The sequence below is a fragment of the Pseudomonas sp. LBUM1668 genome, assembly GCF_059695715.1.
On the sequence record NZ_CP166787.1, the window covers coordinates 3,860,799 to 3,885,472 of the forward strand.

Sequence of the window (24,674 nt, forward strand, 5' to 3'; positions counted from 1 at the left end):
ATCGCTGCGGCGAACGCCATCTGAACAGAGCTGAAAACACCGTGGAAATCTTCAAGGATTCCACGGTAGCCTCCCGCCAAAAACCCCTCCGTTTCACCAATCACCCCAAAACCCCGGCATCAAGCAACATTCGAGTATCACCGCGTACCAAGCGATACCTTCCCAGTGACGCCGAGTTAGTACATCATCCAGTACATTGAGAATTGAAAGCAGAGGATGTACTAGTGGCAATCTCGGATACTGCGGCCAGGCAGGCCAAGCCGAAGGACAAGGCATACACCCTTCCAGACTCGCTCGGACTTTCCCTCTATGTAGCAACCAGCGGCATCAAGAGCTGGCATTTTCGTTTTACTTGGCTTGGAAAGCAGGCGCGGATTTCGTTCGGGACTTACCCGGACACAGGCCTAAAAGAAGCGCGAGCGCGTCGAGACGCGGCGCGAGAGGATATTGCGATCGGGATTGATCCCCGCAATTCGAGGAGGGAGAAGAAGGCAGAACTGATTGAGGCCGGCGGGCGAACCTTTCGTCGCGCGTACGACGAGTGGCTGGCATTCAGGAAGGGAAACATATCAACCGGAACTTACCGGATAATCAGCAATATGATGGAACTTGATGTGCTGCCGGTGTTTGGCGCGAGGCAGATCGACTCTATCACGCGATCCGATGTCATCAGTTTGATCCGTAAAATTGAGCGACGTGGCTCGGTGGCCACGGCAGTGAAGGTCCGCCAGCGCACTGGGCAGGTGTTCAGCTACGCCATTGCAATCGGCATGATCGACATCAACCCTACGGCCGAGATGCACGCTGTTACTGAAAAAATGGGCCAGCACAAACCTCACCCCTTCCTCCCCTTCAGCGAAATGCCGAAGACTTTGGCGGCGGTTCAGGCGTCGTCCTCCGGTCATCAGCTGCGAGCAGCGTTCATGCTGATGATCTATACCGCTTCCCGACCAGGTGAAGTGCGGCGCGCCGAGTGGTCAGAGATCAATCTCGACACAGCTGTCTGGACCACGCCGGCCGCGAAGATGAAAATGCGCCGAGACCACTCCGTCCCGCTCTCGACCCAGGCGGTCGAAGTGCTGAGGAGCATGCTCCCGATAACTGGTCACCTGCGTTACGTCTTCGTCAATAGAAGCGACTCCACACTACCGATCGGAACCAACTACGCCAACAACGTTATGGACAACTGCGGGCTGACCGGAAAGCAGTCGCCGCACGGATTCCGCCACCTATTCTCTACGGAAATGAACGGGAGAGGCTACAACCGCGACTGGATCGAGAGACAGCTCGCGCATGCTGACAGCAGCTTCATTCGTGACGTTTACAACCATGCGTCATATTTGGAGCAACGCCGAGCAATGATGCAGGAGTGGGCTGATCTGGTTGCCCCAAAATAGCTTCCGGCTACAGCTCGTCGCCTCACACTCGCCCGCATGCTTCGCCTCGATTACTGTATATGCAAACAGTATTCAGCAAGGCATTCCCGTGGATCCCCTCTATATAGAAGACACCGACGACTGGCTCGGAACCCCTGAGCCTCTCGAAACCTGCCGTCACCAGCTCAGGATGTACGAAAACGAATTCGAGGCGCTCACCCTTCAATTGGCGCGAGCTCTCGATAACGTGCAGGGATTGGTGCAGGAAAACGACCAGCTCAAGGCTGAATTGAAGAAAGCCCAATCCGACGTTACCCGGCTCCACTGCCAAACAAGTGAGCAAGCTGGCCAGCTCAGTAGATTTGCCAACATCGCCCATCAGGCCGACGTCTTGTTTCAAGAAAATCAACGCCTGCTCAGGGAACGGCGCGATAGCGAGGAAGAATGATCGCGCTTACGGTACGTCCTTGAAGAAGATGTGGTTCCCGAGCCTCAAGGTCTGCTTGGCCTTCGCCGTCCACGCCGGCGCCTTGATGCTGGTGGCGTAGTAGTGCGTGGCGCCGCCGGTTGGATCTGGAACCTTGCCGTCGATCGCCTGGTCAGCAGCGATCCGACATTGCGCCAGCTCGCGGAACGGGATCTGTTTCACGCCGATCAGGAACTGATAGTTCGGGTCGGTCTTGTTCCAGCAACTGAACTGGTATGGCTTCTGGCAGACGCCGGCGTAGCCTTCGCCCCACCACGACTTTTCCTTCCCGTCGAACACGCGGTTGCGGATAGCACAGGCCACAGCAATCTGGCCGGCCGGGCCTTCGCCGCGCGCCTCACCCCACAACGTGCGCGCGAGGATGTCGCGGTCTCTTTCACTTACTGTCATCACTTTTCTCCAGGCAAAAAAAATCCCGCTCGCTGGCGGGTTGTGTGTTGTACCGGTGGTTCTATTGAGGGGTTGACTTCAGCTCCTCAATTTCGGCCTTCAGAGTTTTGATAGCCGATACCAGGTAGGGAATCAGCCCAGTGTAATTTACGCGCCAGATGTCCTCTTCAATATCTGGCTTGGCCGGAGTAACCAGCAACGGCGTGATCTCGTAAAGCTCCTGAGCGATTACCCCCACTTCATGGTGTGGGTAATCAGTGGAGTCAAGGAAGTCACGACGGTCAAACTCGACCGGGCGGATTTGCAGGATTCGATCAAGGCCATCGAGAATTTCAACGTCGTTTGTCTTCAGGCGACGGTCTGAACCTTGGCTAACGGTGCCTGGAACATTGAGGTTTCCGGCGTAGGTGTAGGTCATGGTGGGGCCGGTCGCGGTGTTATTTAGATTCACAGAGCGCCAACTGAAGCCACCCGTGCCACCACCTTGGTTGCAAACCCAATCACCCGATCCGACCAACCCACCCGCGCCGGTATTCCAAAGCTGATAAAGCCCCTGACCTTGCGCCACATTGGTTGTGCCGCTTGTGCGAACGTAGGCAGTCGCTAATAGACCAGTGATATCGTTGTTATTGCCCTTGAGCGCTCTACCGGTTATTTGCGCCTGAAGCTTCCCGAGTGCTGAAAGAACATTATCACCCGCAACGATTACGGCTGCGCTGGCTGTGCTCAATCCATCCAACAAGGACGCTAGCACTCTGGAACCGGCAAAATATTTGTTCGTCGCCCCCTCTGGAACCACGTCTGTATTCAAGGTGTTCGAGCCCGTACCTCCTTTGATTACCGGCAGGATGTCGTAATTACCAGTGGTGCCGAGCGCTGCCATCTTCGGGCCGTAGGTGTTGACCCAATTCCGCACCTGGTCGGACAGATCTTTGGGATATCCCTGCACCGGCATGATGGAATAGAAGCCGCCGGCCACTGTCGGGCCTTCGTAGTTCGGAGAGATCGACAGGGCTGTATTGCTCGCGATGTTGGTCACTTCGTACCAGCGGCCGTCTGGTCCGCGAAATCCGTCCCCGACCCGACTGTTAGCAATGAATGCAGTGCCTGTACCGATCACCGCGTTGGTATTTTGGGTGACAGCGACCGTTCCCGTTTTATACCAGGACATTGTGTATCTCCAGAAATGAAAGGTTCAGGCCAGCAATTTGGCGCAGAGAAATGGGCGGTGGCCTTGGTCGGTCCACGCAGTCGTAGCGAGGCTGTACATCACGATTCGACCGTTTGCGTAGTCGACGCCGAGAGCGCATCCCCCACCCGAAGCATTGTTGTGGCAGTTCATTGCGAAGGGGTTTAAAGATACGTACTCGCCAACCCCAAGGGCTTTGTTGATCGTCCAGATATAGCGACGTCCAACTGTGAGGATCTCATCACCGAGGTACGTCCAGTTCCCGCCGGCAAATGTCACAACCACCGCGGGCGCTCCGCTGTCGTAAACGAGCGATCCAGCACCGTCCCACAGCCTCATACCGTACGCAGCTGTGCCCATAGACGCCCATGCAGCCACGAAGTACTGACCGCTTAGGGTTTCATTGACTCGCGAGGCATTCATCGCAAAACCAGTCCAGTTACCCGGACCACCGGTAAACCAGACCGAAATTGGAACTTGAATCGCTCCGCCCTGATCAGGCCGAATGAAAACCATGGGCGGATCTTGACTGGTAACCGCCCGAGCAAATGTGCCCGATGCGCTTGCCACACCTGAATAGGTGCCCTTGGTGAGCACACAAAGCCTGGGTGCCTCCGAATCGATCTGGACAAATGAATTGTCATTGATGCTTTGGAATCCAAAGGTCATGTCGAATACCTGATCGCGTACCCTTTGGCGACGATCCTTGATTGAATCGTGGAAGCGCTTGAGGAAGGGTTTTTAGGTCTTACAACAACCTGATTCACCGAGGTCGTGACATACGGGTAGGACTTTTGATTCCCGCTGCCGTCGGTCTCCGATGATTGCACGTCCTGCGCTCTCGTCGGGATGATCATGAACACGCAATTGGCAGGGTTGAAGCCGGGTATCGCAATTGTGTAGCTGGGCACAGTTCCGCTGAAGTCAATCACGCCCTGCCAGATCACTTGATAGGTGAAGCTGTTGGTGTCCATGGCGAGCTGACCGCTCTCGTTGAAGACACGAAGGCCAAATAGAGCCATTGATTACCCCAGATAGCCGAGACGAACACGCAGCACGTTGTTGGCGTCGTAGACCGAAACGTTCAGCGAGTTGATCACCAGACGCCCCTGCCCTGGAACGATGCCGTTTATTTCGAGTGTGCCGTCTTTGTTCAGGATCCAGCCTTGCTGGCCGGCGATGTAGTTGGAAGAGCTGATGTAATTTCCGATCTTCGCGTTGGTGATTGATCCGTCCATGATGAAGGCCGAGTTCATGAAAACCTGCCCGCCCTGAACTGCAAACGGCACCGCAATGGCACCGCCGGCAATGGTGTTGACGATGGCGAAACGGTCAGCGCTCACAAGGAACTGGCTTTGCAGCCCGGCGCCAGTGTTCTCGATGCCGAGGCCGATACCCGCGGCGACGTACTGCCCATTCGCCGTGACCTGCATTTTTACCGACCACATCGTGTTCAGCTTGCCGGCGGTGTCCGCATAAGCAGTCGAGGTCTGTTGAATCGCCGCAGTGTTCTGCTGGATAGCTGAGCCGTTCTGCTGAATGTCAGATCCTTGCTGTGCAACCGACACATTGAGCTGTTCGATCTTCGTCGAGGTCGCCGAGTCGTTCGTGGCCACCACCTGTTCAAGCTCGGTGATGTTGGCAGCGTTCTCGCCGATTTTTGCGTCAAAGGTCGTTAAGAGCTGCGCCGTCACTTCGTACTCGGAGGCCCGAACTTTCGACTCCGAAGCGATTGCAGCCGTGCTGGCCCAGCCCTTCATGGCGTCCGCGAGATCTCCAGCCCCATCATCTTCCCGAGAGGAGGCGCGAAGGGCTTCGAAGGCTGTGGCTTGAGCAGTAACAACACCGTCGAGATCTGTAATCTCGGCAGTATTGGTTGCCACCTGCTGGGCAAGGCCATTGGCTGTTTCCACCGTCTGCCCGACGTCGAGCCAGTAGAGCGGGTTCGGCGGCGGGGTTTGGATAGGTACCGGGCCAGTGGCTTGATAGATCCGCTTGCCCTGCACCACCAGGTCGTACTCGACGTAGGGTTCTTCCGGGTCGTAGCCCTTCAGCCCATCCAGTGCGTCGATCTGGGCCTGCAAACCTGGAATCTTCTCGATTTCTGCCAGCAGATCCTCACCTAGCTCTGTCTCCGTGATTTTCCCGGCAAGTGCCGCGAGGTAGGCTGAAACATCATTTGAGGTCTGTGCCGGAACATAAAGAAAAGAACTCTTCCCGTAGGCGTTCGACGAGCGGACGAAATAGTAGTAGTTCGTCCAGAAGCCCAGTCCCGTGTGAGTGAAGGACAGCCCCTGCCCCAGATACTCGGCATCAGCAGAGGTGGCTGTCGGTGACGTGCTAAAGAAGTACTCGTAGGTGCCTCCGTTCAGCCCGTTTTGCGAGTTGCTCGGAATCAGCACGATGCTGTCGATAGAAGACTGCACCACGCAGCTTTCCGGGATGGGTGGGCCATTGATGCTGACGGTGATCGTCACCTCACCCGATCGCGCCATGGGCCCTACGGCGGCCACGCTCATCGTGTAGTTGCCTGACGGCAAGCCATTGATTGCACACTCTGTCGAGGTCGACGGCACGTTGTGCGATTGAATCGCTGTCGTACCCTGGCGCACGATAACGATGTATTCCTTCACGATGCCGCTAGGCGGCAGCCAGGACAGGACACCCTGAATTACCTCGGCGGTGGTGTCCTGAGTCCACGTCAGCGCGCTTGGAGAACCAAGACCGCCCGATGGCAAATTGATAAACCCGATCGGGTTATATGGCTGACCCACTGCATCATCGAAGATCGCTGGCTCGTATTGCTTGACCTGAACGGTGCAGCCTTCGCGGTCGCCCATTGACCAATCAGAGACGATAAACTCGCCGAGGATGTTCAGCGAAGGCAGGTTGACACGCACAACTCGGCCAGGCCGGCAGTTGTAGCCCGCAAAGTTCATAGGAATGCTGATGGCACCACCAGCACGGCGCCGGCGCAGCTCCATGTTCGCCAGCCGCTGGGCCTGATATGGGTCAGTGACATAGGAGTAGGTCAGCGTTTCCGCCGCCTCGCCGCCGTCTTCAACAATCCATTCGGCAACGCTCACTTCCGGGTAATCAGTCTCTGTCCACGACTGTGATGGGTCGATGAACGTGCCGCGAACCGTGTTGATCGCCGAGTCATTAGTGGGTTCAGTGCTGCCGGTGACGGTGCCGATCACCATGTCTTCAGTGATTTCGAAGTCGTACGGCCCGTAATAGGCGCCGGCCTGGAACATCCAGCGACCACCAACTCGGATCAGGTGGCCACCAGCAGCGGCTTCGAGCTTCTGCAGGACGCCGGTTCGCTGCTCGTCTGCACCGATCACGCAACCGCTCCGGTAGCGCTGGCTGGTAGAGCCGTCCGCATTGGTGACGGCCTCGTCGCACACGTTCGCAGCACTCGCGAAAGTTTCGAAAACGATTTCATCGTCAGGAACCCCGCAGCGGGCACGGAGGTACCACAGCAGATGCAGCGCAGTGTTTGCGCTGTAGCCCGCCGTGTTGCTCCGGGGATCGTAAATGTCCTTGCGGCCGCGCACGACAAAGCGAGTGTCCGGAATGCCGGACGGGAATTTTTCGGCGCTGTAAAAAAGAGAGATGCGTACAAAGGACAAACCACGACCGATCTGAGAGTCCTTCCAGTCAGGGCAGTTGGCCTTGAGGAATGCGTTTACCTGAGTCGGATCGACGACGAGCTCGTAGGTGGCGAAAGGACCGAACGAACCAATTTCCTCTTCGCCAAGGTAGATGTTTTCGAGGGCATCGATCGCCCCTTCGCAAAGCACGTACACCAGGTGCAGCCATTCGCCCTCCCCTTGATCGCCAGCCTGCTCCTGCGCCCACACCAGCACGCCACCAGTGGAAACGCGTCCAAGGATGTAGCGCACCGGCGCCTTCGAGGAGCGCACGGTCTGGGCGGACGGCTCGTTGTCGCGCAGTGGCGACTTGGTGTTGAGCTTTTCCTGCTGTTCAGCGGCGTAAAAGGCAAGCGCTGCGCCAGCCACAGCACCCCAGGGGCCGCCCTGAGCAAAACCAACCACCGCGCCGATGACGACTGAAGCGAGTTTCTTAACGCCGCCGCTCATTCAATTCTCCACGCGGCCAATGGCTCGCACTCAACCCGAGCCGCACCGTCATCGGTTGCAGCCCAGTAATCCCCAGCCCAGAAAACGGCCATGCTTCGGCCGCCGGGTGCGTCGTACAGCACGACGTCGCCGCGCTGGATGAAACCCAGCGGCACCCGGGCGAAGTGGACATCCCACGCCGCCTCAAGGCTGCCGTGCTGTTTCTTCAACTGCCGCTTGGCGCCGGTCTCCGTCGTGTACTTGCCGCGGTAGTTCTCCGCCGGATCGACACCACACACCGAGGCCGTGCAGTCGGCAGCGAACAGGCAGCAGTCAAATTCGCCCCATGAAAAAGGCCGCTCTTGGGCGGCCTTGATCGTTTCGTTCAGACGGGTTGTCCAGTCTCGGTAGCGCATTGGCTAGCTTCCATAGGTGAATGTCGGTGCGTCCTTCTTCGAGCCCCAGTAAATGGGCCACTCGGACATTTGGGCGATGGCGTAGAAGAATCGGTCGCCCTGATGGCGCGCGCGGTGGTTTTCGTCGGTGAATCGTTCGGTGCCGGTACGGCTCCACTCGGCCATGCGATCGATGACCGGGACAGTGATGCTGTTGCCGTCCTCGCCATTGCCGGCAAAGGAGAACTTCGCCGCGTCCATCCGGCCGGAGAACAGAATGTCCGCCGCGTAGTTGCCGGCCTCGTCGAACACCACGAATATGACTTTTGCCATTCGCCCGCGACAGCCCCGGACGTTTGTCTCGGAAAGGATGTATGCATCCAGACCGCTGAGCGTCAGCTCGACGGACATTGGCGACCCGGAGTTGTCGCTCTCCTGCGACTGGCTGACCTGGCCGAAATTGCCGACCCCTAGGTAGGTGATGCCATCGACCACCAGATCACCGGTACCGGTGTGCGCGAAGACCATGCCGTCGACGAAGTCGAGCTGCACGGCATAAACCGGCATGAATCGGCCGGTCGCGATGATGTTCACCACGCTCTGGCTGAATGGGAATGCTGATGGCATCAGAACGCCTCCCTGAATTGGTAGCTGCCGTTTGCGATCACCGGCTTTATGGACATGGCCCAGGTGTCGGTGGGCATACGCATTTCGGAATAAGGGTCGAGGTACTCGACGGCGGTACCGGCCGTGAGCGTCCTGCGGATCCGCTTGTTGACTGACACCGTCACCCTGCCCTGCGCGTTCGCCGATACCGCATCGGTAACCTCGAACATTTCGCCCGCGATGGTGATGTAGTCGCCGGCAGCGAACACAGCGGCGTTCGCCGGTGCGCCACCGATGACCATCGTTCGCGCCTGCGCGTTTCCAGTGACCACTGAGAGCGCGCCGACGCTGTTGGTGCGCCGGCGCGTGAACGCCGGCAAGTTGAAGGTGCCCATCATTCCGTCAAGCTTCCCGAGGAATGAGGACAACTGTCGCTCCTGCTCTCTGGTCAGCAATCCGAAGGTCAAGGTGCACTGCCAATAGGCGCCCGGGTAGCCGACGATCTGCTGGGCATTCGAGAGCGTTGAGGTGAACGCCCTGCTGTTGTTGACGATGCCCCACGTCATTTCTGACGGGCGCAACGAAGCCGGCCACGTAAGAGCCATGCAGTACTCCTTAAATTGCTTAGCGCCTCGCGATCAGCTGGCGGATGGTTCCGTTCATTTTCAGGTCGCGCACGACCAGCTCGTAGCCGCCCTTGGCGCCCTGCATTGCCGCCTCTCGCACCATGTTGACGGTGGCGTCATCCGGAATGCCCTGGAAGCTGAAGCTCTGATGGATGACCGGAGCAGCGGACGACCCCGATGAGATCGGAACGACATTTGAGGTAGATCCCGCAGCGGTAGCGCCGACGTAGCCGCCATCCGCGTACCCTTTGGCGTTCGCGTTCATGCGCTCGAGGAACTCCCGAGCGCCTGGTTGGCTCACCGCTTCCTTTCGGACAACGAACTCGCCGCCGTGCACAACGCCCTTCGGCTCGAACTTGCCGCCGTCGCCGGTATAGCCGCCGTCAGAGAAACCGAACTTCGAGCTGTATCCGGCTGCAGATGCTCCGAGAGTGGAGGACGTCGCGCCGGCGGATCCGGCGGCGAGGCCGTTGCCAGCCGAGGCGCCAGCGGTCAGTCCGCTGAAGATCGTGCCGAAGATACCCACCGCCGCCTGGCGCACTTGAATGCGGATCAAGTCGGCGATGATGCCGTCGGCTAGATCCTTGAACGATAACTTGCCAGTCTTCACGAACTGGATGATGCCGTCTTCCATGTTGCTGAAGGCATTGGTGAACAGGTTGCGGGTCTGTCCGGCGACGTCCCGAGCCTGCTCCGAATAGGTTTGAAATGCCGAGGAGGCACCGAGAGACCAGTCCGATTGGGCCTTGTCCACATCCGTGTAGTACTGCTGCTGCATGGCGAGACGGGTTTGCAGAGCTGAACGCAAAGCTTCGGTCTGCTGGTTGTACAGATCGGTCTTGCCGGCGGATCTGTCGCTCTTGTTGTAGTCGTAGGTCAGCCGATCCATCTGTGACTGGTACGACTGCTGGATGCTCAGCTGCTCTTTCAACCGCTGACGCTGCTGATCGCCCATGCCAAGGCCTGCCAAATCGTTGTCCAAACCGGTCTGGGCAGTCTTCAGCTGCGATTGCAGGTTTTCCTGAAACGCTGCGAGCTTTTGTCGCTGCTCGGCAGCAGTGGCCAACAGCTCAGTCTGCTTTTCCAGTGAAGCGTTTTGCTTCTGTTGCGCCAGATTGAGGTCCGCCATGGCTAGGATCTGCTTCTGTGCAGCAGTGAGCGTTTTTTTATCTTTGAGGTCGGCAATCTGCTGTTCCAGCTCGAGCAGCTTTTTGGCTTCGGTGCCGAGTGATTTTGTGCCGTCGGCTTGGCTGCCGATGAGCGCGTTTTGCTGCTGTAGAACTGCGTAGCGCTGCCTTGCCTCGTCGAGCATCCGCTGACCAGCATCCTCACTCACTGCCTTCGGCTTCGGCTGGCTTTTGTCGAAACGCGCTTGAATGGCAGCGACCTCCTTGTCGATTTCAGCCTGAGATTTTCCCGCCTCTAGGCCAACCTTTCTCGCCTCGGCGATGTCCAGAGCGAGCTTTTTCTGCTCCGACATGTTCTTGTTGGTGATGGAGAACCATTTCTCATCGGCCGAAATTGTTGTCCTTCGCTCCTGAAGCTCATGAGATGCCGCTTCCGTGCGCTGAACCTGCGCATCAACCGCTTTTTGGGCGAGCTCTACCTGCTTCTCCAGCCCGGTGATCAAGGCCTTGTCGCCAATTTCCCGCGCGCTTTCCAACTGACTCTGAAGGTGCTGCAACTTGAACAGCTCTGGGCTAGCGGAAAGACCGGTTTTCAGTTCGTTCCATGCAGAGGAAACGCTGGTCTTGACGTCATCCCAAGCTTTTGCCAGGCCCCTCGTTGACTCAACCATTTCCCTGTTTCGGGCGCCCATCTCGTCAGCGACCGCGCCGGCCAATACCTTGATGGCCTCCATTCGGTTGCCCTGCTGTTCCAGCGATCGTATCTGTTCGTAAACTGCTTGAGTGATCACGCCATATTTGTCGCTGTACTCCGCAGCGAGATCGGTGACGCTTCCTTTTGTTCGCGACAGCTGATCAGCAATTTCGCCGGCGTTCTTGCCGGTGGCTACGGAAAGCTCCGTCGAAGCTCTGGCGACCTCCGTAAACGCATCACCCACCAATCGGCCGCTGCCGGCCAGCGCCAGCACGGCCTGGGTAGCCTCAGTGAAATTTCGACCCTTTGCGAGGCTGTTAGAGAGAGCAATCAGATCATCCGCCGTTCGCCCGGCCGCGTCCCCGGTGATGACAAGAGCCTTTCGGTACTGCTCGGCCTGTTCGTAGCCTTTGTAGGCAGCGAGAGCAAAAGCTGCGATAGCCGCGCCCGCAATCGTAAATGGATTGATCAAGCCGGCAACATAACCGCCCAACGCCTTTGCGGCAGGGCCGATGCCGCCGAACATATCTTTGAGTTGACCGCCTTGTTGCAGCAGGACGGTAAGCGGAGCCTGACCCGCTTGCAATGAGACCGCAATATCGGTGAATTGCGCCGGCACACCGCGCAATGCCGCAGCAGTCGCTTTTGCGGTCATCCCGGTCTTTCCAAGATCGCCATTTAGGTTGCTGAGCGCGGCACGCTGGGCCGTAATTGCAGTCGACTGATCTCGAATAATGCTGGAAAACTCTTTATACCCTGCATCCCCGATATCTCCTCGCTTGAAGGCTGCAGCGAGTTCCGCCTGACTCCTGGCAAGCTCCTGCTGTTTCTTCCGCAAAGGATCGAGCCTACCTAAAAGCTGTTCAACTTCTTCCCGATAGTAACCGTAAGACTTTCGCGCACCATCCGCGCTTTTGCCAGACTCACTGAGCCCCGCGCCAACTTTAGCCATTGACCGCTGAGTTGGAATCCCCAAGGACTCCAGCTCTTCAAGCGCCTTGCGGGTGTCAGCAGCCTTTTGCTCAGCGTCTCTGCTATCGATTTCCAAGACCAGCCGTGAGGTCTGAGCCATACGTTTCTCCGGGCGAAAAAAAGCCCGCTCAATGGCGGGCTCAAATAATCTGAAATGTAATCAGCTGTAGTCTCCGCTGATTTTGTCGCGGAACATCACAGTGGTCGAATACCCAAGCCGTTGCTCAATAACGTCAGCAGCTTTTTCGGCTTCAGACTTGCTTTCGAATGCACCGGCGCCGACGCCGCCAACCTTGAGCATTTCGACAACCGGGAATCCAGCCTCCGCGATTGCGTCGGAGACCTTTATCCGCTCTTCCTCGCCGGCGCAGATTACCCTCGCAACCCAGCCGAATCGCAGCGATGGCGCTGCTTGAGGGGATGCTTTACCAACATCGCCACCGCAGTGCTTGCATTTAACCGCGGCATTTTTGATGTTCTCTGCGCAGAGTGGGCAAGGCCTAGTATCGAATGTTGACTCAGGAACCGCTTGGGTTCTGCGGCCGAAGATCACCATCAACAAGCCGGCAATCAGAATGACCCCACCGATCAAGGTGTAGTTCTGCCGGTCGGCCATCAATCCCAAGTTGTTAACACGGCCAAGTCCGGACGGAACAGAAACATCCATTGTTGTCGCGGCAATCATGACGATGATCCCAGCCGCAACGATCAAAAAACCAAATCCCCTCATAAGCGCTCTCCCTGAGTAATGGCAGCAATTTACCACCATCCGAGGGAAGCACCAAAACCCCGCAGGTGCGGGGTCGTGGCTCAGTTGAGATCAAGCAACAATTGCATAACCACCGGGAGAGCAGCCATTTGCTCGGTAGATGCTGTAAATTTCCGACCTCCGAGCATCAAGCGCGGCGAACGAGCTTCGCCCCTCGTTGATCTGATCGAACACCCTCATCAGCACGCGCGAATCGAGAGTGCGCGCCGAAGCCAGAATCGCCTCGCGATCATCCATGAGGCAGAAGTGCCGACTCATCAGCAGGTAAATGTGGGCGACTTCCTGATTGCTGAAGAACAAGCCTTCGGTATCGGGACGACCGATCCACTCGCCTTCCAGGGCGTAGGCTGCAACGAAGTTACACGCGTCGGCCAGGCACTCAGCCGGAATCAGCGCAGTGCGGTGCACATTGAAGCGCGAGCGCAAACGACTCTTCATGGTCTGCTTGAAACTGCGCTGAAGCGAATGAGGGACTGGTGAGGCCTTCTGATCAATCACGCGATCTAGGACATTTTCGCCACTGGTGCCGATGACGGCTCCGACGAGATCACCCATGGTTCCGTGGTGATCGACGTAATGTCCGTGCTTGCGGATTGCAGGAAGAACCTCTGACGTGATCCATTTTTTAAAGCGGCGTGCATCATCTTTCCGGCTGGTCAGGATCAGAGAATAGAGTCCCGACTCATTGACGACGTTGAGTTCCTGCATGTTGCGGGAGCCCTTCATACTGTGAAGGGCTTTCTCGTCGTCATCCAGACGGCTCAATGCACGCGTCGTATTCACAATACTCAGCGAATTGCAGACATCGGCTGCGACAAACCATGGCTGGTCATCAATCAGCAAAGTGCGCACCTCTTTCTTGTCAAACCTGAACGGGATGACATTAGATACCGCTGTGCTATCATTCGACATGACGATTTCTTCTCCGAAGTTGATCTCGTTTTCCGAAGCCCTGACGACTCTCACCTCGTCGGGGCTTCTTCGTTTTAGGCTAGCGCCTGCTTGCTCTGCAATTCTCGCCACTTCAAACCCTCCTCTATGAGAAGGCCAAGCTCAGCGTTCAGGCTTCGCCGGTTTTTCTTTGCCTCATCTTCTGCTTGACCCTTTACTGATAATTCCAGGCTAAGCGGATATCGCGATTTCCCAGTCTGCTTCATAAAAACCTCCTTACTCATCACTTGCCATCATTAGGCATCATTAGCGATGTACCGTCAACATCATTTGCCATCATTCTCTTGCGCGAAATATATTTCCCGAACATCATGCTTCCTATACGAATCCATGGAATTACCATGCACCACCCAAAAGGTTTCCCTTCTAGGCTCGTACGCCTGCGAGCAGATGCAGGAATGACGCAACGAGACCTGGCCCAAGCGAGCGGCCTGAGCGTCCCACAGATTGGCCGGTATGAAATGGGCACCTCAAAACCTCGCATGACCGCGCTGGTTAAGCTGGCTAAAGCACTCAATCGAGATGTGTCAGAGCTTGCGGATGCTGACGACCAACCTGAAATTACTGAGGTGAGCTTGGTTTCGGAAGATGATTCATCTATTCCGATTGCCTTGCCAAAGGAATCGTACGAGCGGCTACAAGAGCAGGCGGACGAATACGGCGTCTCTCTCGAAGTAATGCTCAGCGCCGTGGTGATTTGGCACCATTGGCTCCGCAGTGATCCTACAGCCACTTTCGAGGACGCTATAAAACAGTCAATTGAGGGTTTCGAAAATTGGCCGCACTAAAACTCGCCTGTACGAATCCCCAGTAACGCGCCGCCGCTCACCGATAGTAGCCTCTTGCCTTCACGCAACGGATAACCCCAGTCCTTTGCCTGCAAGCCCAAGGACTGGGGTTGCGCCAATCTCGGCGCGTTTATGACCTGGAGGTCAATGTGGCAGAAACAACAGATCAAGAAATCGCTCAGCTATCGAACCTGATTTTGGGCCTAGCCGAATGCGTTGCGAGAACAGATCCAGATATCGCAAAGGTTTTCATTGGCAGAGCCGTTTTGGCGTCACGCCAGCAGGGAGCCGGTGACGGTATTGCTTTACAGGTCTACCAGAAGGTTTTCCCAAAGCAGGATCTTCCAATTGAAGTCTCAAACGACATCATGGACACAATTGTAAATAAGCCTAAGCCTTAAGCTGTTCGCGTTTGATGGCGCCGCTCTCTACGAATCTTTCGGCGAGTATTAAGGCGCCATCACCGCACAGCACCCACTCAGGCTTGCCGCTTGAGTCGCGGGTAACGCTTTTGATTTCCGGGCCGATATCGGCTGCGTCTTTCTTGTTCAAGTCCTTGTCTCCCGCGGGAATCCCGCGCAGTAGTTAATCTTCATCCCCAGCCAGGCACACCGCATCCAGCGCAAACATCACATCGTCGATCTCATCGCGCGGCAGTGGCGACGGGTGCGATTCCAGCCAGTCGGAGATCTCCCGCGCCGACAGGGGCAATGGGAACGCCCCCGCCATCCCAGCGATGTACCGCCTGCCGCGAGAAACGTTCCGGTAAAGGTTGAGCAGGTAGGCAGTGAGCGGGTCATTCTCGGGCTCGCCGGGGATCGCCATCTTTAGGCGCGAGTAGATCGCCCTACGCTTTTCGCTTTCCCCGCCCCACTCTTGCTCCCACTCGAAGCGGGCAAGGGCTTTCCCACCGACTCAGCTCGCTCTTCTGCGGCATCGTTGGCGGCCAGCGCGCCTTCGCGCAGCACGAAGATGAAGAACTCGATGTTGTTTTCCAGCAGTTCAGCAGCTACGGGGGGGCTGTACTTGATCGGGTTGCCGTCGGCGTCCAGCACGCCTTCCCAGTCCTTCACGATGAAATGGCTGAGCAGCATCGCGTGGTTCTGGTGCTCGGTCATTTCGCCGGCGACCACGCCCACTTGGCCTTCTTCAAACCGCGCGTCGTTGCGCTGGATCCGGCGGCGCATGCGCTCAAGGGCGACTTGATATTCAGGGTTGTCGATGCTGGCCAGCAGGATCTTGGTGTCGTCGTCGAACTTCGCCCAGCGCTCACCGGCGATCGCCGGCTTCTTCTTGCCCAGTTGCAGAGCCATTTCAATTCCTCAACGCCACGCCAATAAAATAGCTCCCCCGGCCGGCGTTTGAACCGAGGGAGCCAAAGGGTTTACGGGGTTGGATCAGCCGCTTCGCGGGTGATGGTCGGGCTGAGCTTGGCGACGGTGTAGTTGAGCGTGACCTCGATCAGGTCGCGCTTACCACCATTCGGCAGTTCACCGTCCACTTCCACTGCTGGGAAGTTGAACGTGTATTTGTTGCCCAGCGAGTCGGTGATCGGGAACACAACTGCGATCGGCGTCCGGGTGAAGGTGTTCTTCCAGATCTCCCAGGCGCGCTTCGACCAGGCCAACGTGATGCTGCCGGTGACCGCCGCTTCGGTGGCGATGTGCGCACCGGGGCCGAGACGATCGGAGCCGAGGCAGCGCTGAGTCTGAAGGCTGTTGTCCAGATTCACGGTCATGGCCGAGACGCAGGCCACGCCTTCCAGCGACTGCCCGTTCACCAAAATCGTGCCGACGTTGTTGTTCGACAGGAACGGCGTAGTGGTCGGCGCATTCGGCGAAACGACAATTGGGGTGTCGCCATCGGTGTAGTCCAGGCACGCCATGTTGAACGTGGCGGTTACCTTGCCTTCCGACGGAATGTCGAGCGCGAAGGTCGAGACGTGCGCGCCCTTGAACACACCATATACGCCGACGTCGTTGTAGCCTTTAGCGATCGAAAACGTGTGTCGGGTATCGCCCACGCGCAGAACGTCAGCCGTCCAGACGCCGTAGAAGGCAGCTTCGAGCAGTTGGTCGAACGAGCCGAACGAGAACTCAGCCGTCAGATCGCCGCCGATATCGATGCTGGTGGCCACAGAGCCTTGGCTCAGGCGGGTGTCGGTGATTTCGTCGCTGACTTCGGTGTTGACGGTCGGGGTCAGTGCGTTGCCGGTGAGGCGCAGCGTGTCCCAGGTACCGGTGGGAGTAACGCCGGGCGTCACCTCCGCAATGATGTGGCTTACAACTTTTGCGCCGCTCGACATGGTAAGTCTCCAGATTGCGGTCGTAAAAAAACCGCCATGTGGCGGCCTGCGATGTGCGAGCGGTTTGCGCTCAGCTGGTCTTTCCGAGATCCTTGAGAGTTGCCAGATACCCGAGAGTCACGCCCTGCATCACAGCTTCTTTGATCAGGTCCACTGCCGATATCTTGGCCTTCAGTTCCTCGCCGAGCTTCGTGTCGAGAATCTTGTCCGCCAGAAAGTCCGTGACTGCATCGGCGCCTTTTTCGCGAGCCGCCTCAAACCCGTTCGGCTCCTTGATGGCGAACTGATTGGCGCTGACCAGAAACTGCGAGGCAATACCCAGTCCAATACCGGCAGCCACATACTGGCCATCCACCAATTTGAGTTTGACCGTCCACTCAGGGGCCAGCTTTGCCGCCTGAACGCTGGATTTATCGACGTGATCCTGCCGGATGTAAGTCACGCCATCGACAACAACGAAAGGCTTGGGAAGGTTGCATTGCATGGCGCCGATGCGAGTGGCTGTCACCTCGTCTGCCTGGCATCGAGCGCTAGATTCATGGGTAACGTTCGCCCGGGTAATCTCGTCCAGAGGCGCCACCGGCTTCTCTTTGTCGAGACTGATCAAGCACGGGTCGCCAGATGAGTTGAACTCAAAGCTCCCATTCTTGTGGAGCTTCCAGCCCGATACGCCCGGCTTGAAGTTGTGACTTTGCATATTTCCTCTCAGCCGGCGCGAAACCGGATGTTGACGTTGATTTGGTAGAAGCCCTCGAACTCGCCGGCCACCACTTGACTGGCTTCCATGCACTCAAGGTCGCCGGACATCCAGTAGGCGAAGTGCGCTTCAAGCGCGTCGGCCAGTTCGTTAATGGCCTTGGTGCCAGTGCGCGCTCGCGCGAAGCACTGAATGCTGATCTGCCCAGGCTTGCGGGTGTACGGTCGGTCGGCCATGCCAGCCATGAAGGCCGTGGCGTACTGGATGTTGAGTCGACACCAAAGGCCAGTGTCGGGCGGTTTGAATACACCGGAAGTATCGAGAAACTCCGCGGGGTATTTGTTGTTTGGATACAGAATGCGTTTCTGATCGATCCCGCCAAACACAGCCATCCGACCAACCAGAGTCTCGCGAATCTGCTCAAACGTCATTTATAGGCCTCGCTCACGCCGATGAATGCCAAGTCATATACCCCGCCTGGCGCCTGAGTCGAATGTCCAAGCTCAAGCATCTCGCCGTATGGGCTGTTGGTTTGGATGTAGATCACGGGGAACTTGCCCGATGCCCTAATGAGCATGCTGCCCTTGCTGATCGTTTCTCGGCCGGACGGGTCGATGTTGTCGTTCACTGTCATGTCGGGCGCGCCGATTGATACCAGGTGACTTCCTCGGAACGTGCCGCCGATGTAGCCCTTCCCCGCTGCCTGCGCTTTGACGAAGTAGTTCTCTTCGCGCTCGCGCTTGGTCAGCTTCTTGAAGGCACGGCCGCCGGTGCGCGCCGCGTTGCGGGCGTCGACGTTAGCGTCATACGCATCAGCCAGCGCCACATTCTTCGTGCGCAGCGCAACGTTGGACTGCCAGAGATCAGGGTTGCCGACAGGCGAGCGGTTCACCACCTCCGTTAGCATGGCGGTCGCGATGACGCGCGCCATCTGGGTGATGTCCTCTCCAGCCTGATCGGCAAAGTCCGTGAGGCTATGGCTCCACCCCGCCTTGTTCGTCATCAGACTTTCCTCAGCTGAATCTCGTAATGGGCGCCGGCCGGGTCAGTCTGGACGTTGATCACGTCGAAATCGTTGATCTTGTGCCCGACCTGCGGGGTACCGGTGGTTTCGTTGGTAAGGCAGATCAGCAACTGATCGGTTGCCTTGATCTGGACGCCATCGACCATCTGCACCTTATAGCTGTCGAACACGCCGCGCCCGGCGTAGGCGATAACTACCGGATCACCGCCGGTTTCTGTAACTGGATCCCAGTTCTCAGCAGGCAGCGTCACGCCGCCGCTGAATGGCTTAACCGCATCGGCCAGGTCAGTGTCGAAGGCCTCAGCCAGATCCGCCTGGATCTCTTCACGTAGGCCCATGGGTCACCTGTATACGTTGAAGCTGAAGCCGCTGGCACGCCACTGCGCGAGAAGCCCCAGCGCGAACTGGACGCCGTCGGGCAGCGCGGTGGATTTGGTAGTGTCGATCGAGGCGAACGTCTTACTGGTAGTCACCGATCCTGCCTTTACCGTCTTGGCCTCCAGCGATCCCTCGGTATGCTGCTGGTACAACTTACCCTCAGAGGCGACGACCGCTAGCTCGGCGGCGGCCTGTTTCACATCATCGGGAATCGCGTCCATGTCGATGCCGACCAGGTTGAGCGAGGTCATGTAGGCATTCGCCTGCAACACCGCCCGGGCCTTTTTGTCATCTGGAGCCCACGAAGCCCCGAGGATGGCGTCAACGTCCGCCACGGTGATGTAGGTAGCCATCAGGCCTCCGCTTGAATGAGTGGGGCCGAAGCCCCGGGTGTTACTGGTTGGCCTTCAGCAGAGCAAGCAGCTCAGGCTTCGAGTCGTTGACCTTGTAGGTCACGCCCTTGGCGTCGAGCTGTTCCTTGATCTGCACGACGGTCAGCTCGTCGAGAACTGAGCCGTTGTTCTGCGGTGCAGGAGTCAGCCGTGCGACGTCTGCGCGGAGCAATTCAACTTCACCCAGCAGTTCATCACGCTTGCTCTTCAGCGAGGCGATGCCTTCGTGAATAGAGGTCAAGGCATCGAACAGGCGAATCGGCAGTTCGCCGGCGCCAGGATGTTCCAGCGGAGCAAGACCTTCGGCCGCTTCGATCAGCAGCACGATGCTGTCGCGCTCGACACTCAACTTGTCGATCAGCTCCTGCAGCGCTGCGCCATCAACACCGCCTTGGCCGTCGATCAGCGGCACAGGCACCGGAGCAGCCTGTCGCAGTGTTACTTCAGGCACATCGACAGCTTCACCCTCGCGGTCTTCAGTGACGTTCGCATCAACGATGCGTAAGCCGTGCTTTTTGGCCAACTCCTTTACGTTTTCCCGGTACTGGTGAAATGGCCCGGGCAGATACCAGATTTTGTTGCTCATGATCATGTCCTCGCGGAACCGGGCACGAAGCTCGGCTCAGCAGTCAGGGTTACTTGGAGGCGTCACCGATCAGAGCAACACCGGCGGTGTGCTTGATGCTGGTGGCGGTCTTGTCCCAGTTGGTGCCGGTCGCCAGCTCGGCGTCGGTCGGAGACTTGCCACCGGCGGTGGTATCCCAGGTGTAACCCTTCAAGCCCAGACCGAAGGTGTAATCGGTCTGAAGCGTGGTCTCGATGCGCTCCTTGCCGTTGGTGGTCTGGACGTTGCTGATGATGTCGCGGCCGTCATGCACCATCGCTGCACCCTGCACCAGGGACAGAACGATTTCCTTGTTCGGCGTACCGGTCTGCATCAGTGCCGGGGCGTCGGTGACAACCGAGATCTTGCCGAGAATGTCCACAACGCGGACGTTGCCCGCCTGGAACAGTTGCTCGCTGTTGGTTAGCGCCTGGCCGACGAGCTTGTGATAGGTGGTGCCCTGCATGATCTGGGTGACCAGAGACTGACTCGCATCGCCGAACTTCGCGTGGGCGTTGTTCAGTGCGGCCTGGCTGATACCGGCAGTTGCAGACACATCGTTCACGGCGGCTGCTTGAGCGGTAATCGCCGCAACCAGCGCGGCGATCGCGGTGTTCAACTGATCCTTCAGCAGAATCTCGGCGAACGCGCGCGATGCGACTTCAATGCCCTGCGCGGTTGGTCGCTCCAGCCAAGTCATCTGCGATGGCTCGTAGCGGATCGGGCCGAAGCCGCCGGCCACTTTTACCGAGGAGTTCTTCAACTCGGTCAGGTCGGTGATCGGTGCGGCACCATTGGCGGCGTAGCGATCGACGCGGCGCTGAGCGGCAGCCAGGGTCTGGAAGAACGACTCCTGGAGAAAGTCGCCAGTGAAACCGTCAGGCGACAGCAGAATTGCGCCGCGGCTGGCAGCGTTGAACGCCACCAGCATCTGATCCAGCGTCTCGATGGTCGCCGGCATTACGTATTCGTTGAAGACCTGCATTTGCGACAGGGACATGAGTGATTTTCCTTATTTCTGAGGGAGGTCTGGGAACCGGCTCGCGATTGCGGCCTGTCGTTCCTCTTTGGTGCCGCCGATGTTTCCTTTTGCGGCCCCGCCGCCTTTCCCAGCACCGCCGGCCCCGCCGCCCGATGCCTTGCTGCCAGCGATCAGCGGACCAAAGGCCGGATCGTTGGTGAATTCTGCTTTCAGCTCGTCCAGCGTTGCCGCCGAGAGCTTGCCGGCAGCGTCCAGCACGACGACGGTTGGTTTGCCGTCGCGCTGCTCAACGCTGAGCCGGCGTTCGATGTGGGGAAGCAATGCCTTGGAGCTACCCGGAATGGCCAGAGTGGTCGCGATCTCGGTAGCAGTACGGCCCACGGTCAGATCCCGGATCTGGCCTTGCAGTGTGCTATTCGTGCTTTCGAGTTGGCCGGTCAGCTCAGCTTCGCGGCGTGCGTACTTCTCAGACCAGGACTTTTCGAGCTCTTCGACGTTGCCGGACTTGCGCAGCGCCTCTTCGCGATCCAGTCGCGCCTGATCCTCAGCGGCTTTACGCTTTTCGGCTTCTGCCTTCTTCTCGTCCAGGAGCTCTTGGACTTTGGATTTCAGACCGGAAACATCTTCCGGCTGTGGCAGCCCTTCAATGCCGAGGACGAACTTGCCGTCCTTCTCGACGTACAGGGCCTGAATGGATTCGTCGACGCCTTCGAGGCTGTCCAGTTGGAATTTCAAGGTCATTGCTGTCTCCCAGAGACGTAGTGCAGGCCCTGCCTGCGGGCATAAAAAAACCGCCTTGACGGCGGTTTATAGGGTGGTCATCTGCTTATAGAAACTTATTCAAATATGCAGCTACGAAAGCGGCTTTTGTCGCGGTTCTAGTTGCGCCCTTCATGATGTAAGCATCATGGGCATCATGAACTTGACTCCATATCAGCTTGTAGTAGTCCTGTTTCTCTGGCTCTACGTACTCGATCATGAGCAGGTAACTCTTAATACAGTCGTAAAATTTTCCAGCGATTTTGTCGATAAGGTCTTTATCCGCAGGCCACTGAAGGTTCTCTTTTATGTAAGGAAGCGTCCAAGCGTAGTCCACAAGGTCGGCCTTCCATTGCAGGATCAATCGTTGACGCTCCTGCACTCGCCAAGCATTCATCGCAATACATGCAACCAAAAAAGTGAGAAGGGCAGATACTCCCGCCACCCAATCCCCCAAGCTCCCCCAATCAGGCACGAATTTGACTGTCGATTGGGGGTTCATGTTTATCCCAGCGGTGAGTCCGAGCAACCCAGAAATCACACATGCTGCAAAACAAAAAAACAGATACAGCCACTTCATTGTTTCATCCTGAAATGCGAAAGGATGGCAATTTATCATTTCTCCAAGCCTGCCCGCACAAACGCTAGCGGCTCAAGCTCCCTCAGCTGCTGCAAGGTCAACGTCTTTCCGTTGTCATCAATGAACTTGTCTAGCCTCAACTCGCCCTTGCTGAACAACGCATACCGGTTTGAGCCAAGAACGTCGCGCTGAAACGCCGCCGGTTGCCGCGCCAGCCATTCCTGATAGCTGGTTTTGCTCGATACCAGCGCCACCCCGTCAGGCCCGATTGAGGGCCGAGTCGAACCCTTGATCTCCCGGGCAAACTCTTCCTTCAGAACCGGTATGAGCGCCGTACGGCAACCCCAGTGGTACGGCGGCTTTGGCCCGTCTAGCGGGATCACTGTCTGATCGACGCTCATGCAGAACAACGTTGTCTTCGAGTCCAGGGACGCCACCCTACGCATTCCTGCGAGGATGTCGTCGTTCGCCTTCAGCGTCTCCACTCGCGCCGTGCTGGCGATGTGGTTGGTCATGGTGCGAACCAGTGCGCCGGCCTGATCCTGCTGCAACTGGTGAATGCTCGTCAGCCGCCGGCTGATTTGCTGGCTGGTCTCGCCCAGGCTCGAACCGATTTGAATTTCGCCGATGATCTCAGCGGCCTTCTTGGTTCCGAACTGGTCGAGCGCACCGCTGATGCTGATGCGCTGGATGCCCTTGCGTGCTTCGAGCTGCAGCGGGTCGGCCAAGGCCGCGGCGGAGATCATTTCGGCCGATGGCACATTTAGCTGAACCACCGCACGGACCACCTTGCCCAGCATCGTCGCGTTGAACTGCGCCTCGTAAGTCGCAAACTCGCCGAGATCCAGCTGGGCGCGTCCTTTGAGGTCGTCGTAGATGCCCCGCAAGTCGCCCTGAAGCGTTTCGATCTGAGTGTTGTACCGACGCGTACCGTAAGCGCTCAGGCCGTCCGATACGCGCTGCTTGGCCGTCTTGATGGCTTTGCTGATGAACGACGCCACACGCTTCAGGTTACCGCCAGCATACCGCTGGACGTAAATCTGGTGCCGCGTGGCGGCATCCTCAAGAAAGCCTTCATTGCTCATCGTTCCCGCCTACCGGTGGCGCACTGGCCAGCTCTTCGTCGATCTTCTCGTCGGTGCGATCAGCTTCAAGCACGCCACCCTGACGCAGGTTCACCCGGACATCCGACTTCGCAATGAAGCCCTGCTGCCACAGTTGCACCTGAGCGACGATGTCCTGCGCAGTCATCGTCTCGTCGAAGAACGACTGGTTGAGCCAGAACACGGTGCCCTTCTCGTCCGGCGCATCCATCATGAAGCGCTCCGCGTCAAGAATGGCTCGCTTCAGGGCCTCGGATACGTTGCCGGCGATTGTGCCCAGCACGCTGTTGTCCGAGCTGTATCGGATTCGAACAGCCTCTGCCGTCTCGGCGCCGCTGCCCTTCTGGACTACGCGGGCGCCGATCATGAGCATCTGCTCTTCCTTGTCCTTCATCAGGGTTCGGGCGAGCTGGGTTTCGGTGGCCTGCAGCATGACTGCGGATCCGGACTTCCCGAGGTTGTGGCCCCGGCGCGAGCCAATGTGCATACCGTTCGGGTTCAGCTTCGCGAACTCGTCGGCTTCGATGCTGGTGGTGATGAACAGCGTCGGCTGGCTACTGATGAAGCCACTCTCCTCCACCGTGGCACTGTTGCCGTAGTGAAGGATGTTGACGTCGGCCAGGTCTTCCAGCGGAGACTTGTCGATACTGGCGTCGTTGTTCTGGGCGCCGTAGAAGCTGAACGGGATGTGATCGAATCGCTGCCCAGATTTGTCGGTAGGCTGCGTCTCCTCGACGCTTGCTTCGCCTTCCTTGTAGACGCGCTGTACGTATTTCCCATCGACCAGCAACAGGACTCGGTTCTGCGTATACGTCTCGCGGGACAGATCGGTAGCGTTGAACTCGGAAACGCACTCCCGCAGGTTCACGTACACCAGGCGCTTTACGCCGTCGATCACCTGCTCATCCCAGTCGATAATCGACAGGGCATCGTAGTGGTGGATCAGGGCGCGCTTGGTAGCAAGATCGGCCATCGAGCTGACACCGCTTTCAGTGGCAACGGTCGGGAAATCGACAAGAAAGCCGCCTCGTCCGCTGTCCAGGCATTCGCCAACCGATTCCTTCGACAACTGCTCAAGGCTGGTGCCGTCGCCGCTGGCGTTCTCCTTCAGGTATCCCACCCCAGTCGGCAGCGACAGCTCGGCAGTCTTGCGAAACACCGCCCCCATCAGGCCGGTGCGCGTGCGACCGGTGATGTTGAGAAACATCGCCCGCTTCTTGTACTGCTTGTACCGAGCCAGGTTCTCCGGTGATTTGTTTTCCGGGTCTGGCATCGGCAGGTATTCGTCGTGCTTGCGCACCTCTCGCGCACCGGCTACGCAGCGTTTCACCAACTGCCAGCCAGGCAGGGCTTGTGCGTACTCTGCCCGGGGAGTGCTGAAATTCGCCATGGATG

General features: G+C 57.9%; 30 protein-coding genes. 4 read left to right on the forward strand and 26 right to left on the reverse strand.

Going from position 1 to position 24,674, the window contains the following annotated elements; all coding sequences use genetic code 11:
- Nucleotides 1-224: 224 nt before the first annotated feature.
- The gene (locus ACA061_RS17280; RefSeq protein ID WP_497299699.1) at nt 225-1,397 is read left to right on the forward strand and encodes a tyrosine-type recombinase/integrase; all 1,173 of its coding nucleotides are present in this window, start codon (nt 225-227) and stop codon (nt 1,395-1,397) included.
- A gap of 88 nt (nt 1,398-1,485) precedes the next feature.
- Entirely contained in the window at nt 1,486-1,824 is a 339-nt protein-coding gene (locus tag ACA061_RS17285) for a hypothetical protein (RefSeq protein WP_497299700.1), read from the forward strand.
- A gap of 6 nt (nt 1,825-1,830) precedes the next feature.
- Here ACA061_RS17285 and ACA061_RS17290 read toward each other — a convergent pair whose 3' ends face one another.
- The 11 genes from ACA061_RS17290 to ACA061_RS17340 all read right to left on the reverse strand — a co-directional run bounded on the left by ACA061_RS17290 (nt 1,831) and on the right by ACA061_RS17340 (nt 13,739).
- The gene (locus ACA061_RS17290) at nt 1,831-2,253 is read right to left on the reverse strand and encodes a cell wall hydrolase (RefSeq protein ID WP_497299701.1); all 423 of its coding nucleotides are present in this window, start codon (nt 2,251-2,253) and stop codon (nt 1,831-1,833) included.
- A 61-nt stretch (nt 2,254-2,314) separates the two neighbouring features.
- On the reverse strand, nt 2,315-3,424 hold the full coding sequence (locus tag ACA061_RS17295; RefSeq protein WP_497299702.1) for a tail fiber domain-containing protein: 1,110 nt from the start codon (nt 3,422-3,424) through the stop codon (nt 2,315-2,317).
- Nucleotides 3,425-3,448: 24 nt separating this feature from the next.
- Nucleotides 3,449-4,111: a hypothetical protein gene (locus ACA061_RS17300; RefSeq protein ID WP_210555664.1), complete on the reverse strand. Its 663-nt coding sequence runs from the start codon at nt 4,109-4,111 to the stop codon at nt 3,449-3,451.
- Nucleotides 4,108-4,464, reverse strand: a complete 357-nt coding sequence (locus tag ACA061_RS17305; protein WP_210555663.1) for a hypothetical protein — start codon at nt 4,462-4,464, stop codon at nt 4,108-4,110. Before ACA061_RS17305 ends, ACA061_RS17300 begins: the two co-directional genes overlap by 4 nt.
- 3 nt (nt 4,465-4,467) lie before the next feature.
- On the reverse strand, nt 4,468-7,548 hold the full coding sequence (locus ACA061_RS17310) for a phage tail tip fiber protein (protein ID WP_497299703.1): 3,081 nt from the start codon (nt 7,546-7,548) through the stop codon (nt 4,468-4,470).
- Nucleotides 7,545-7,943 carry a DUF6950 family protein gene (locus ACA061_RS17315; protein WP_042559958.1) on the reverse strand — a complete coding sequence of 133 codons (399 nt, stop codon included), beginning with the start codon at nt 7,941-7,943 and terminating at the stop codon, nt 7,545-7,547. The genes ACA061_RS17310 and ACA061_RS17315 overlap by 4 nt, the downstream gene beginning before the upstream one ends.
- A 3-nt stretch (nt 7,944-7,946) precedes the next feature.
- The gene (locus ACA061_RS17320) at nt 7,947-8,549 is read right to left on the reverse strand and encodes a hypothetical protein (RefSeq protein ID WP_042559959.1); all 603 of its coding nucleotides are present in this window, start codon (nt 8,547-8,549) and stop codon (nt 7,947-7,949) included.
- Nucleotides 8,549-9,133, reverse strand: coding sequence for a hypothetical protein (locus tag ACA061_RS17325; RefSeq protein ID WP_497299704.1), 585 nt, complete (start codon nt 9,131-9,133; stop codon nt 8,549-8,551). The genes ACA061_RS17320 and ACA061_RS17325 overlap by 1 nt, the downstream gene beginning before the upstream one ends.
- A gap of 19 nt (nt 9,134-9,152) precedes the next feature.
- Complete coding sequence (locus ACA061_RS17330) at nt 9,153-12,047, reverse strand: phage tail tape measure protein (RefSeq protein ID WP_497299705.1); 2,895 nt, start codon at nt 12,045-12,047, stop codon at nt 9,153-9,155.
- A gap of 60 nt (nt 12,048-12,107) precedes the next feature.
- The gene (locus ACA061_RS17335; RefSeq protein WP_497299706.1) at nt 12,108-12,677 is read right to left on the reverse strand and encodes a hypothetical protein; all 570 of its coding nucleotides are present in this window, start codon (nt 12,675-12,677) and stop codon (nt 12,108-12,110) included.
- 90 nt (nt 12,678-12,767) lie between these two features.
- On the reverse strand, nt 12,768-13,739 hold the full coding sequence (locus ACA061_RS17340) for a BRO-N domain-containing protein (RefSeq protein ID WP_497299707.1): 972 nt from the start codon (nt 13,737-13,739) through the stop codon (nt 12,768-12,770).
- 269 nt (nt 13,740-14,008) lie between these two features.
- Between ACA061_RS17340 and ACA061_RS17345 the strand changes: the two genes are divergently transcribed.
- Together ACA061_RS17345 and ACA061_RS17350 are read left to right on the forward strand one after the other, a co-directional pair.
- Nucleotides 14,009-14,455, forward strand: a complete 447-nt coding sequence (locus ACA061_RS17345) for a helix-turn-helix domain-containing protein (RefSeq protein ID WP_463542726.1) — start codon at nt 14,009-14,011, stop codon at nt 14,453-14,455.
- Nucleotides 14,456-14,604: 149 nt separating this feature from the next.
- Nucleotides 14,605-14,856 (forward strand): hypothetical protein, encoded by a 252-nt coding sequence (locus ACA061_RS17350; protein WP_497299708.1) that lies wholly within the window; start codon nt 14,605-14,607, stop codon nt 14,854-14,856.
- On the opposite strand, the gene ACA061_RS17355 is transcribed toward ACA061_RS17350, so the two are convergent.
- From ACA061_RS17355 to ACA061_RS17425, 15 genes are all read right to left on the reverse strand, one after another.
- Nucleotides 14,846-15,007 (reverse strand): hypothetical protein, encoded by a 162-nt coding sequence (locus ACA061_RS17355; RefSeq protein ID WP_497299709.1) that lies wholly within the window; start codon nt 15,005-15,007, stop codon nt 14,846-14,848. The genes ACA061_RS17350 and ACA061_RS17355 overlap by 11 nt on opposite strands.
- 33 nt (nt 15,008-15,040) lie before the next feature.
- A complete protein-coding gene (locus ACA061_RS17360; protein ID WP_497299710.1) occupies nt 15,041-15,280 on the reverse strand; it encodes a hypothetical protein in 240 nt (79 codons plus the stop codon).
- 2 nt (nt 15,281-15,282) lie between these two features.
- Nucleotides 15,283-15,768 (reverse strand): phage-derived protein YdaY family protein, encoded by a 486-nt coding sequence (locus ACA061_RS17365; RefSeq protein WP_497299711.1) that lies wholly within the window; start codon nt 15,766-15,768, stop codon nt 15,283-15,285.
- A gap of 71 nt (nt 15,769-15,839) precedes the next feature.
- Entirely contained in the window at nt 15,840-16,760 is a 921-nt protein-coding gene (locus ACA061_RS17370) for a phage tail tube protein (RefSeq protein ID WP_064361194.1), read from the reverse strand.
- A gap of 70 nt (nt 16,761-16,830) precedes the next feature.
- Nucleotides 16,831-17,457, reverse strand: coding sequence for a phage tail tip fiber protein (locus ACA061_RS17375; protein ID WP_497299712.1), 627 nt, complete (start codon nt 17,455-17,457; stop codon nt 16,831-16,833).
- Nucleotides 17,458-17,465: 8 nt separating this feature from the next.
- Entirely contained in the window at nt 17,466-17,888 is a 423-nt protein-coding gene (locus ACA061_RS17380) for a hypothetical protein (RefSeq protein WP_497299713.1), read from the reverse strand.
- The gene (locus ACA061_RS17385; RefSeq protein ID WP_497299714.1) at nt 17,885-18,460 is read right to left on the reverse strand and encodes an HK97 gp10 family phage protein; all 576 of its coding nucleotides are present in this window, start codon (nt 18,458-18,460) and stop codon (nt 17,885-17,887) included. The genes ACA061_RS17380 and ACA061_RS17385 overlap by 4 nt, the downstream gene beginning before the upstream one ends.
- Complete coding sequence (locus ACA061_RS17390) at nt 18,460-18,819, reverse strand: hypothetical protein (protein ID WP_497299715.1); 360 nt, start codon at nt 18,817-18,819, stop codon at nt 18,460-18,462. The genes ACA061_RS17385 and ACA061_RS17390 overlap by 1 nt, the downstream gene beginning before the upstream one ends.
- A 3-nt stretch (nt 18,820-18,822) precedes the next feature.
- Nucleotides 18,823-19,212: a DnaT-like ssDNA-binding protein gene (locus ACA061_RS17395; protein ID WP_497299716.1), complete on the reverse strand. Its 390-nt coding sequence runs from the start codon at nt 19,210-19,212 to the stop codon at nt 18,823-18,825.
- A gap of 40 nt (nt 19,213-19,252) precedes the next feature.
- The gene (locus ACA061_RS17400) at nt 19,253-19,837 is read right to left on the reverse strand and encodes a hypothetical protein (RefSeq protein WP_497299717.1); all 585 of its coding nucleotides are present in this window, start codon (nt 19,835-19,837) and stop codon (nt 19,253-19,255) included.
- 49 nt (nt 19,838-19,886) lie between these two features.
- A complete protein-coding gene (locus ACA061_RS17405; RefSeq protein WP_047297589.1) occupies nt 19,887-20,855 on the reverse strand; it encodes a major capsid protein in 969 nt (322 codons plus the stop codon).
- Nucleotides 20,856-20,867: 12 nt separating this feature from the next.
- Entirely contained in the window at nt 20,868-21,578 is a 711-nt protein-coding gene (locus ACA061_RS17410) for a hypothetical protein (RefSeq protein ID WP_150602398.1), read from the reverse strand.
- Nucleotides 21,579-21,663: 85 nt separating this feature from the next.
- Nucleotides 21,664-22,176, reverse strand: a complete 513-nt coding sequence (locus tag ACA061_RS17415) for a hypothetical protein (RefSeq protein ID WP_497299718.1) — start codon at nt 22,174-22,176, stop codon at nt 21,664-21,666.
- 35 nt (nt 22,177-22,211) lie between these two features.
- The gene (locus ACA061_RS17420) at nt 22,212-23,261 is read right to left on the reverse strand and encodes a putative phage head morphogenesis protein (protein WP_497299719.1); all 1,050 of its coding nucleotides are present in this window, start codon (nt 23,259-23,261) and stop codon (nt 22,212-22,214) included.
- A complete protein-coding gene (locus tag ACA061_RS17425; RefSeq protein ID WP_497299720.1) occupies nt 23,251-24,669 on the reverse strand; it encodes a DUF4055 domain-containing protein in 1,419 nt (472 codons plus the stop codon). Before ACA061_RS17425 ends, ACA061_RS17420 begins: the two co-directional genes overlap by 11 nt.
- Between the last annotated feature and the right edge of the window lie 5 nt (nt 24,670-24,674).